Source organism: Vibrio variabilis (genome assembly GCF_003263785.1).
Lineage (GTDB): Bacteria > Pseudomonadota > Gammaproteobacteria > Enterobacterales > Vibrionaceae > Vibrio > Vibrio variabilis.
Genome location: NZ_JYJK01000083.1, coordinates 36660 through 47706, shown reverse-complemented (window position 1 = coordinate 47706; position 11047 = coordinate 36660). Strand labels below are relative to the sequence as shown.

The window sequence follows — 11047 nt, the reverse complement described above, 5'->3', positions numbered from 1 at the left end:
GTCAATACTTACCGTTTAAGCCGTAACGTGACAGCAGGCGCGCTTGCTGGGGGCGCCGCTGGTGCTGTAGATGGCTATGCTAAAGACCAACAGGCAGAAGCAAAGCAAGCTTCGCAAAGTGCCCCACCCCTCCTGTCAAACCGACGCTCGAGTTTGGCCCAGATGTAGAAAGCTCGGTAACGGCATTGATAGCGTGTCAGCATGATGATGCCTACCGTGCTGCATTAAGAGCCGAACAAGCATCACAGCAAGCTTACAAAGAAGCAGGTGTCGCCATGCAAGCACTAATTGACTACGACCGAGACAACACAGAAGGCGTTGATAGAGCGGTAAGCAAATACGTGAAACTCAGCTCGAGTATGAGCGATGTGGACCAAGCGAAAGTTCAACTCGAAGCTCTACACAAAGAGCTTCAACAAGAGCGCCAAATCGCCGGCAGTGCCGCGAATTGTAGCTAGCTTGATGCCGGTACACGCCTCGAAATAGACTCATCTGGATCAGGTTTCCCCTTGAAGCCTGATCTATTTGCCCCAAGTATAAGTAACAGCATTCAAATAACTGAACATCAGTTAACTAAGCTATAGATATCAAGCGACACATACCAAGCTAACCCTACTAGGAATAAGGCAAAGTCATGAAATTCAGCTACGTGAACCCTACTGTGATTCACTTTGGCCAAGGTCAGATTGAACAAATCACCAACAGCATCCCTAAAGATTCCAAAGTCCTCGTTATCTACGGCGGCGGCTCTATCAAAAAGAATGGCGTTTATGACCAAGTCACCGCGGCACTGAGCGGTCATGAGTGGCTCGAGTTCTCAGGTGTTGAGGCTAATCCAACAAAAGAAACTCTAGATAAAGCCATCGACATAGTGAAAGCAGAGAACGTCACATATCTACTTGCTGTGGGCGGCGGTAGTGTCATTGATGGCACCAAATACGTCGCTGCCGCATCTTTGCACGATGGCGACAGTTGGGATCTCATCACCGGTGCTTACAAACCAGAAACTGCGATTCCACTTGGTGTCATACTTACATTGCCAGCAACCGGCTCTGAGTCCAACATGGGCGCCGTGGTAACCAAGAAAGCGACCCAAGAAAAGCTCGGCTTCCTATCGCCTACGGTCAGACCTGCATTCGCTGTTCTAGACCCAGATGCCATGAAAACTCTGCCTGAACGCCAACTGATCAATGGCTTGGTTGACGCTTGGGTACACGTCTGCGAACAATACATTACTTCGCCAACAGGTCACATGGTTCAGGAAGGTTACGCTGAAGTGCTGCTTCGCAATCTGCTTGTGCTTGGAGATTCATTTGAGCAACGTGATGATGCATGGCGAGCGAATCTAATGTGGACAGCGAACCAAGCACTCAACGGCCTCATTGGCACGGGCATGCCACAAGATTGGGCGACACATATGATAGGCCACCAGCTTACCGCCCTATGGAACGTGGATCACGCGCGCTCGTTAGCTATTGTTCAGCCGTCACTACTTCGCAGCCAGATGGCATTTAAAAAAGAAAAAATTGAGCAGATGGGGAGAAACGTATTTGGTCTCTCTACAAGTGACGATTTAGCCGAGCGCACGATTAATGCCATCGAGGCTTTCTATAAGAAGTTGAACGTAGATACACGCCTGTCAGAAGTCGAAGGCGACAAATCTGAAGCGGTAGACGCGGTGATCAAAAAGCTTGAAGACTATGGGTATATCAGGCTTGGTGAGAACCAAGCTATTACTATCGATGTGTCGCGTCAGATTTTAGCAAATGCGCTGTAAATAGCCCCGTAAAAAAGCTCGGTCATTATTGCCCGAGCTTTTTTGTATATTAAGTCTAGTTTGTCTAGCGTCTCGATTTCCGATACTTAGGGTGAGTAATAGGTATGGCGGATAGCAACGTTTTTGTGTAATCATGCTTGGGCGTATGATATACCTCATCACTCGATCCATACTCCACAACCCTACCCGCTTTCATCACCGCCACATTATCGGAAACATGTCTCACTACCGACAGATCGTGAGATATGAAAATAATGGCTAAATTCAATTCGCGCTGTAAATCGAGCAACAAGTTGAGTATTTGCGCCTGCACCGACACATCTAGCGCTGATACTGATTCATCACAAATCAGCAGCTTTGGTTTCACCGCGATTGCACGCGCAATGCCAATCCGTTGACGCTGTCCGCCGGAAAATTCATGCGGATAACGATCAATGGCATCCTCAGGTAACCCTACTTTTTCGAGCAGCTCTTTAACCCATTTCTGGCGCTCTGCAGGACTCCCTAATTTATGAATAACAAACGGCTCTTCTAAAATCATGCCCACGGTATGCCTTGGATTGAGTGACTCCATTGGGTCTTGAAACACGATTTGCATTTGTTTGCGCAAGGGGCGCATATCTCGGGCGACAACTTAGTAATGTCTTCCCCCTCAAACACAATTTTCCCGTCACATGGCTCAAGTAGCTTTAAAATTGTCCTTCCTAACGTGCTTTTACCGCACCCCGATTCGCCAACCAAGCCTAAAGTTTCGCCCCGTTTTATCGACAGTGACACCCCGTCCACCGCCTTCATGACATAGCCGCGTCGAAAAATGCCACTACCGGATCGAAAGTACTGCTTTAAGTCCGTTATTTTCAATAATTCACTCATCTAGTAACCTTAAGAATTTCTACCTTAACGGAACATGTCTTCGGTAATCGGTTTAATGTCAATTTTGTGCTTAGGTGGATTATCTAAACTTGGTATCAAGCCTAATAATCGTTCTGTATAGGGATGCTTTGGATGATCAAACAGGTCAAATACGTCGGCTTGCTCTACTATTTTACCTGCGAACATCACAGCGACATCATCACAAATTTCCGCAACCACGCCCAAGTCATGAGTGATAAAAATCATCGACATGCCCGTTTCTTGCTGCAAATCTTGCATCAACTCCAAAATCGAAGCTTGTACCGTCACATCAAGGGCTGTGGTCGGCTCGTCACATATCAAAATGTCGGGTTTACAAGCCAGTGCCATGGCGATCATCACTCGCTGACGCATACCGCCAGACAAGTTGTGGGGATACTCATCTAGGCGTTTTTCAGGCTGTGGGATCCGAACCTTGGTGAGCATCTCCAGAGACGTAGCCCGCCGCTCAGCTTTATTCAGCTCTGGACGATGCAGCTCTAACACCTCATTGAGCTGCTTGCCAACGCTTTGCACCGGATTTAGCGCTGTCATCGGATCTTGAAAGATAATCGAAATCCGGTCACCACGCATGGCGTACATCTGTTCCGGCGCGAGTTGAAGTAAGTCAGTATCACGATAGAAGATCTGCCCTGCAGTGACCTCGCCATAGGGCTTTGGCAAAAGCCCCATGATGGACATCGCAGTGACACTCTTTCCACTCCCAGATTCACCCACAATACCCAAAGTTCGCCCCGCTTTTACATCGAAACTCACGCCATGCAAGACCTCACGACTGCCCTCATCATTATGAAAACTGACGGCGAGATCTCGTACACTCAAAATCACATCTTCTTGCATTATTGCCTCTCGCTGCTCGCAACGCATCACAGTTTGAAGGTGTCGTCGACGATGGTGACGGGCTCAAAGCTCTCACCTTTCTTCATAGCTGACTTGGTCTGTTTTTTCAAATCGCTATCTATCCAGAAGTTCGCGACATCCGTTACCGAGAACATGGTTTCAGTCAATTTGGTCATGCCGTTTTCTGGCACGCGCAACCAGCGCCAATGGGCTTCACGAGTGTATGGCACCATATAACCAGGAACGATTAAAAACTCATCCGACACTTTTTGTTGGATCTGATGAGACAATTGCTGCTTTTTCTCAACATCAAACTCAACCACATACTGGTCAATCAGCTTATCCATATCAGGGTTTTGATAGAAGGTGTGATTATTGGTTTGCGGCTTCGCATTGTCTGAGTGCAAATACTCCCAGTAAGCAGGGATTTCACCGCCGCCCATGTGCAAGAAAGCGAGTTGGTGTTTTTCTCTAGGATGTACTTAAACGCCGACGAGCCATCAACCAGGTTAAGGTTAAATTCCAAGCCGGCTTGTTTGGCTTGCTCTTTAAGATACGCCACTCTTGGTGTGTGTGGAGGGTAGCCATAAGTGATATCGAAGCTTAAACGCTGCCCTTTGTCATTAACGCGAATACCATCTGCACCAACCTTGTCAAAACCAGCGGCTTCGAAATAACGAATCGCTTTTGCTGGGTCAAATGCTGGTGCCTGGTTGTCAGGACGATCGTAACCGCCATGTCCTGCGCCCATTCCATGTGGCATTCGAAGGTAATCACCGCGAAGTACGTTTTTTAACATGCCATCGTAATCAGAGGCATAGACGATACCCGCTCTCACATCACGACTTTCCAGTAGCGGCATTGAGGTGTTCATCCAAAGGCCACCCGCCCCTTGCGCGGTTTGATTGAAGCCCCAAAACTTTTGGATATAGCCTTGCTGATACGGTTTACTGTCAGCCTTCTCATGCCACAGACTCGGTAACACTAAGCCAAACACATCAAGGTCACCTTTCTCAAAGTGCTTTCTGGCAATGTCGGAATCACGAATGACGGTCAAGCGTACTTTTTCTACGTTGTAGCGATTTTTGTAGTAACGGTTATTGTAGCCCCACCAATCTTCTCCAACGTGCTTAAATGTGACACTTTTGCCTTTTTTAACATTGGACATGTAATAAGCCCAGGTCGTTGGCTCGGCTTTGAAATTGAACTTACGCACAAAGTTATCTTCGATACCGTCACCATTTTCATCTTTTTTCGGGTTAGCGAAAAAATGCTCTGGTCTTGGCTGAACACCATTGCTTGGTAAGTTAATTTGTATCATCAACTCTTCTTGGCTCATTTTAGTCGCCGATTTAATGGCGATGGTGTAATCATCAATTTTGACTACATCAGCAATTTTGTTGGTGAAGAAGTCGTTGTACCAAGGAGCAACAATATCTTTTGAGCGGTTATAAGTGAGCATGAACAAGTAGTCGTCGGCATCCACCTTTTCGCCATCGGACCATTTTGCTTTTGGATTAAGCTTAAAATACACCGTTTGGTTGTCATCGCCATACGCCCAAGCATCGGCGAGTTGAGGGATCCATTTACCAGTGTTTGGGTGCCTAGCTGCGAGCTTTGGGGTGCCATCCATGAAATAGTGTCGCAGACCCGAGTTTGAATCTGGGCCGACGCTTCTTAGCGTTTGCGGAAAACTGGACATGTAAGTGCGCAATGTGCCGCCAAACTTTGCTTCCTCAGAGGCAAACAACGGCTCATTAATATTATCAATCCAAGTTAGCCCTGGCGGGAGTTCATTAGCACTAGCTCCAGCGGAGAATGCAGCCAGTAACGCGGCGGTGATTAATGTCTTTTTATGCATGAGATATCCTTATTCTTACTTCTTAACGCTAGACGTCTCAAACGCCTCTATCCAGTTGGTTAATACGGTTTTTAGCTCACAATGGGCAAGCCCGTCATTTAAACATAGCGGGTAAACTTCTTAGGGTCGAAAGCCGCTCTCACAGCTTCGCCAATGAACGTCACCATCACCAACACCGCTACAATGGCAGTAACAACGGATGTCACTATCCATGGTGAGTCTAGGTTGGACTTTCCTTGTTGCAGTAACTCCCCCCAACTCGGCGTTGGTGGCATAAGACCGAGCCCCAGGTAATCCAGAGCAGTCAAAGCGGTAATATTGGCGGCTATCGTAAATGGGGCAAGGGTTACGATCATCACCATGGTGTTTGGCAAGATATGGTTAAAGACGATGCGAATATTAGAAGCTCCGAGCGCTTTGGCGGCCGAGACATACTCACGAGCGACTTCTTTGTATGTCATCGTGCGCATATACCATGTTATTCCCATCCACCCAAACATAACGTTAATGGCCACAAACAATGTGAAGCTGGGTTGAACAATCGATACTAAGATCATGATGACATATAGAAATGGCACCATGGACCAGATCTCAATAAACCGCTGGACAAACAGATCAAACTTACCGCCCAGAAATCCCATGGCACACCCGACTGCAACGCCAATCGCATAAGACGCAGCCATAGTAAGCAAGGCAAATCCCATTGCCGTTCTAAATCCGTACACTAAACGCGCTAATATATCGCGCCCAATAACATCAGTGCCCAAGAAGTGTCTCGATTCAACACTGGGAGCATTAGGGGGATAGTCACCGGAAAAGTCCTGTTCATAAGGGTTCCACGGCACAAAAGGCATGACCACAAAATCATCACCTTGCTGCGCTTCTAATGCGATTTGTAGAGCACGGTAATCTGCCTCGCCGGCATTTTCTTGGCCAAACTCCGTCCCTAGCCTAACATCACTAAAAACAGGAAAATAATAGCTACCTTGGTACTTCACCACTAAGGCTTTACTATTGATGAGCAATTCTGCGAATAAAGACAACACTAACATTAAGGACAAAACAATAAACGACCAATATCCACGTTTAATCCGTTTAAAGTTAATGAGCTTCTTCTTAGTAAGTGGGCTAATAACCATGAACTAACTCCCAAACTTCACACGTGGATCAACAAGAGCAACACATATATCGGAAATAATGTTCCCAATTAGTAGCAAAATAGCGTTTATCGCCACTATTCCCATGACGACAGGATAATCTCGCTCCATAATAGATTCGTAACCCAGTAGACCTATCCCATCGATATTAAATATCACTTCTATCAAGAAAGCACCTGTCATAAAGAACAATAAGGAATTACCGAAGTGGCTAGCAATTGGAATAAGACTATTGCGAAGCGCGTGCTTTCTAACGGCCTGCTTGAATGGCAGTCCTTTGGCAATGGCTGTTCTGATATAGTCTGCGGATAAGTTCTCCATCAGATTATTTTTCATCGTCATCGTCAACGTAGCAAAATCACCAATCAGATAACAGACAAGTGGTAATATTGCGTGCCACATAATGTCTTTCACTTGCTCAGACACAAGCTCATAATCTTCAAAATCATCACTGGTAAAGCCACCCATTGGCGTCCACTCAAGGTGATAGCTGAAAAGCGTGATCAGTAAAACACCAACTACGTAGCCCGGCAGTGCGTAACCAACGAAAATTGCAACGGAAGATAAAGAGTCAAAAACAGAGCCATGCTTCAATGCTTTATAGTATCCAAGAGGAATAGAGATAAAGTAGCTGATAAAGAAGGTCATCCCTCCATAAAATAGCGATACAGGTAGGCGCTCTGCGATCATATCAGTGACAGGTTCGTAATATCGAGTAGATTCACCAAGGTCTAATTTAGCTAGGTTAGTGATCCATTCTAAATATGCCACATGGACGGGCTTGTCGAGACCATAAAACGCGTTGAGTTCTTGAATTTGCTCTTCAGATAATGCGGAATTTGTACCAGACATCGACAGTGAACCACCACCATCTCCTTGAGAATGCATATTTGCCAGCATTCTTTCGACAGGCCCGCCTGGTACAAAACGTGTAATGGCAAATATTAGTATCGTGACGCCTATAAACGTCGGCACCACCAGTACCAGACGACGTAGAAAATAGGACAGCATTTATCAACTTCTCCATGTTTGCTGTTCATTGAATATTGGAAACAGCGAGCATTTATTTTCTAGTAAAAAAATAATTACTAAGCTTCCTGCCTGTATGATTATTTTTAGCTCACTTTGTTTTCGACAGCATTTTTATCACAAACCATCAACACTGTCACTTTTAAATAATTGCACTCATAAATTGAAAAAAAGAACATAATTTTAGAATTAACCTCCCTCCAATATATCAAACTAGCAGATAGAGCATTAACTCTACATAAAACAGTAAGAATTGATCCATAATAACTGCATACTTATTCACTGAGCAAATATGCACTAGGTGTAATATCATGATGCGCATCGCTTATATATCAAGGCACAGCGACACCTATGGTTAAAATATAGACAATTCATCTAAACTATGAATTACTGTGAAATTTCACAATTAGCTTATAATTCCACAATAAACCACGAAAGGCAGCATAAAAATCCAATTGTTTAAACTAAGATCGAACAATGATCTAATTTCACCTCAATTGCTAGATTCAACGGAAATTTTTATAAATCACTCTGTTTTTCACATTTTTTTTACAAGAAAACACCATTCAAATGACATTTTTAAGAATTTACCACTTTTTACAAACTGGCGTTCTCTTTAAACGGCTGATTTGACATTACTTTTTTAACCCGTCATAAGTTGCGCTGTCGTTAACACCGAATTAACGATTCAATCAAAAATGCAATACACAACAGACACCAGGAGAAAACTGGTGAAACGGAGTACAAGGATGTTAAAAAAAAACACATGTCTCTCGGTAGCAGTGAGTCTTGCGCTTGGTACTGCGAATCTCTTCGCAGTGCCGATAGCGTTTGCTGAAGAAACGGGACAACAGGACGTAGAAAAGCTTCAGAAAATGAAAGTGACCGGGTCACGAATCTCTCGAGTGGAGATGGAAGGCGCTGAACCAGTTCAAGTCCTATCATCGGAATACATTGAAAACACCGGTTTGGTTGCCATTGGTGATGTCTTGAACCAATTGCCTGGCGTGGGCGGTACGGTACAAAGCACCTCTGTAAATAACGGCAGTAATGGTGCTGCAACGGTAAACTTACGCGGTTTAGGCGCAGAGCGTACACTCGTTCTTGTCAATGGTCGCCGTATGGTTAATGGTGGTACGGGGGCAGACGCATCCGTTGACTTAAATATGATTCCTGCCGCAATGGTAGAGCGTATTGAAGTACTGAAAAATGGCGCGTCTTCGGTCTACGGTTCTGATGCAATCGGTGGTGTTGTTAACATCATCACTAAACAGAACTTCGAAGGCTTTGAGCTTAATGCTAAGCGTGGCACCACATCAAACAGCGATGGTCAAGTCACTGACATCAGCATGCTCGCTGGTGCGTCTAACGATCGCGGTAATATTACCTTTTCTGCGGGCATGACCAAAGAAGACGAAATCATGGCCGGTGATCGTGGTTTCGCCAATACCGACCTACAACACGATGGGTACGGAGGTCAGTTCCAAAGTGGTAGTTCAGCGCCACCATGGGGCTATTATGACGGTAAGACATTTGGCCCAGAAGGCAGCGATACGCTTCGTGACTTTAATGCGCCGGATGATCTTTACAACTACGCGCCGGACAATTACTTAAAACGTCCAGCACAGCGTCGCTATCTTGCTGCTCAAGGTAACTACCTGCTAGGTGAAACTAGCATCCTTGGTCCAGTTACCGCGACATTCGAAGCGCTTTACTCAAACTCAGAGTCTAACTATCTACTGGCTGCCGAGCCTATCTTTGGTAAGTTCAGCGGCTACGACCCCATTTCTAAAGACAATGAGTTCAACAATACAGGCGCTGATATCGTTGACTGGCGTCGCCGTATGGTCGAAACAGGTGGACGAAACCGCTTCTTCGAATCAGACACAGGCCGCGTAGTACTTGGCTTGGATGGTGAGTTCCAAAATGGTTGGACTTGGGATGCCAACTACAACTGGGGCAAAACTAAGACCAAACAAATTGAAGATGGTGTATTCATTAAAGATCGCGTCAGCAATGCGGTAGGTCCATCTGCAAATGGCCAATGTCTTGACGCGGGCGGTAACGTTATTCCTGGCTGTGTGCCAATGGACATTCTTGGCAACGTCAGCCAAGAAGCACTGGATTACGCTACCTTCACTCGCCAAGATACCGGCTTTAACCAACAGCAGATCATTAACTTCAATGTCACAGGCGACATCTACGAAACAGACATGGGCACCATCGCTTTTGCTGCCGGTTATCAAAACCGTGACGAACAAGGTGCAAACCAACCAGACGCGTTAGTGGTTCTGGGTAACGCTTCGGGCAATGCGGAATCGGAAACCGCGGGTGGCTACACCGTTGACTCATTCTACGGCGAACTGTTAGTTCCAATTCTTTCTGAAGTGACGATGGCAGAGTACTTAGAAGCTAAGATCACCGCTCGCATGATAAATACTCCACATTTGGTGGCGCGACGACCATGGGTTACAGCTTCTTGTACCAACCTATTGGCGATTTGATGCTTCGCGGTACCTACAACGAAGTATTCCGTGCCCCATCCATTGCCGACCTGTACGGTGGTGCAACAGAAAGCTTTGACGTCCTATCCGACCCAACAGGTCAAGACACCAGTGGCCGTACCCAGTTCCCTGTTTTCTATGGTTCAAACCAAGAACTCCAGCCTGAAGAAGGTCATACCGCGTCATTAGGTTTTGTACTGTCACCATCTTTTGTAGAGGGTTTCTCTGCCACGGTTGATTACTGGCAAGTAGAACTTGAAAACCTGATTGATGCCGTTGACCCTCAACTTATGCTGGATCAATGTGCAAAAACAGGCGAGTACTGTGACAAGATCACTCGTGACGGTAACGGCGACATTGTTTCTATCGATGCTCGTACCACAAACCTAGGTAAGCTTGAGAAAAACGGTATCGACTTCAACTTGCGCTACGTGCATGACTTTGACGTCGTCGTCTTCAAAGCAAACTGGGACAACACCTACAACTTCAAGCACGAAGTGACACAGGCGGATGGCTCTGTTGTCGATTACGCTGGTAAATTCATCAGTGACCAAATCGGTCTATACAGTAAGTACCGCTCTACGCTTAACTTGGGTGTCACTCGTGACGCATGGCGTGTGAACTGGAATACTCGCATGATTGCAGGTGTTGATTACGAACTGCCAGGTGCTGCTGACGCACCACAAGACACATACAACTTTAGCGTACCAACCATGTTCTACCATGACTTGAGCGCTGGCTACGCGTTTGATAACGGCTTCACCTTGTCTGGCGGTGTCAACAACCTGTTTGATGAAACACCACCGCTTATCCTTGACACCATCTCGGGTAACACAGACGCCACAACCTATGACGTTATCGGCCGTTACTTCTACGCCAACGTAAACATGAAATTTTAATTAATCCCTTCCTCCTGTTTCCGGCACGTTCGCGTGCCGGCTTTTTACGACTGACAAAACACAAGGAT

Annotated in this window: 7 protein-coding genes and 2 pseudogenes; 4 read left to right on the top strand and 5 right to left on the bottom strand. The window is 46.0% G+C overall.

Going from position 1 to position 11047, the window contains the following annotated elements:
• Positions 1 to 185: 185 nt before the first annotated feature.
• Together TZ48_RS14065 and TZ48_RS14060 are read left to right on the top strand one after the other, a co-directional pair.
• Entirely contained in the window at positions 186 to 458 is a 273-nt protein-coding gene (locus tag TZ48_RS14065; protein ID WP_112479618.1) for a hypothetical protein, read from the top strand.
• A 176-nt stretch (positions 459 to 634) separates the two neighbouring features.
• Positions 635 to 1777, top strand: a complete 1143-nt coding sequence (locus tag TZ48_RS14060; protein WP_112479617.1) for an iron-containing alcohol dehydrogenase — start codon at positions 635 to 637, stop codon at positions 1775 to 1777.
• Positions 1778 to 1841: 64 nt separating this feature from the next.
• Here TZ48_RS14060 and TZ48_RS14055 read toward each other — a convergent pair.
• The 5 genes and pseudogenes from TZ48_RS14055 to TZ48_RS14035 all read right to left on the bottom strand — a co-directional run bounded on the left by TZ48_RS14055 (position 1842) and on the right by TZ48_RS14035 (position 7558).
• Positions 1842 to 2650: pseudogene (locus tag TZ48_RS14055) on the bottom strand (ABC transporter ATP-binding protein).
• Between the two features lie 24 nt (positions 2651 to 2674).
• The gene (locus TZ48_RS14050) at positions 2675 to 3529 is read right to left on the bottom strand and encodes an ABC transporter ATP-binding protein (RefSeq protein ID WP_162674591.1); all 855 of its coding nucleotides are present in this window, start codon (positions 3527 to 3529) and stop codon (positions 2675 to 2677) included.
• A 26-nt stretch (positions 3530 to 3555) separates the two neighbouring features.
• A pseudogene (locus tag TZ48_RS14045) lies at positions 3556 to 5390 on the bottom strand (extracellular solute-binding protein).
• Between the two features lie 98 nt (positions 5391 to 5488).
• Complete coding sequence (locus TZ48_RS14040) at positions 5489 to 6529, bottom strand: ABC transporter permease (RefSeq protein WP_112479616.1); 1041 nt, start codon at positions 6527 to 6529, stop codon at positions 5489 to 5491.
• Between the two features lie 3 nt (positions 6530 to 6532).
• A complete protein-coding gene (locus TZ48_RS14035; protein ID WP_112479615.1) occupies positions 6533 to 7558 on the bottom strand; it encodes an ABC transporter permease subunit in 1026 nt (341 codons plus the stop codon).
• A gap of 767 nt (positions 7559 to 8325) precedes the next feature.
• Between TZ48_RS14035 and TZ48_RS14030 the strand changes: the two genes are divergently transcribed.
• Together TZ48_RS14030 and TZ48_RS25195 are read left to right on the top strand one after the other, a co-directional pair.
• Complete coding sequence (locus TZ48_RS14030; protein ID WP_239670873.1) at positions 8326 to 10080, top strand: TonB-dependent receptor plug domain-containing protein; 1755 nt, start codon at positions 8326 to 8328, stop codon at positions 10078 to 10080.
• Positions 10041 to 10979: a TonB-dependent receptor gene (locus tag TZ48_RS25195; protein WP_239670872.1), complete on the top strand. Its 939-nt coding sequence runs from the start codon at positions 10041 to 10043 to the stop codon at positions 10977 to 10979. The genes TZ48_RS14030 and TZ48_RS25195 overlap by 40 nt, the downstream gene beginning before the upstream one ends.
• Positions 10980 to 11047: the final 68 nt, after the last annotated feature.

Coding starts and splice junctions, on each gene's coding strand:
- TZ48_RS14060 (WP_112479617.1), top strand. CDS start 635: ATGAAATTCAGCTACGTGAACCCTACTGTGATTCACTTTGGCCAAGGT.
- TZ48_RS14050 (WP_162674591.1), bottom strand. CDS start 3,529: ATGCAAGAAGATGTGATTTTGAGTGTACGAGATCTCGCCGTCAGTTTT.
- TZ48_RS14040 (WP_112479616.1), bottom strand. CDS start 6,529: ATGGTTATTAGCCCACTTACTAAGAAGAAGCTCATTAACTTTAAACGG.
- TZ48_RS14035 (WP_112479615.1), bottom strand. CDS start 7,558: ATGCTGTCCTATTTTCTACGTCGTCTGGTACTGGTGGTGCCGACGTTT.
- TZ48_RS14030 (WP_239670873.1), top strand. CDS start 8,326: ATGTTAAAAAAAAACACATGTCTCTCGGTAGCAGTGAGTCTTGCGCTT.
- TZ48_RS25195 (WP_239670872.1), top strand. CDS start 10,041: ATGGGTTACAGCTTCTTGTACCAACCTATTGGCGATTTGATGCTTCGC.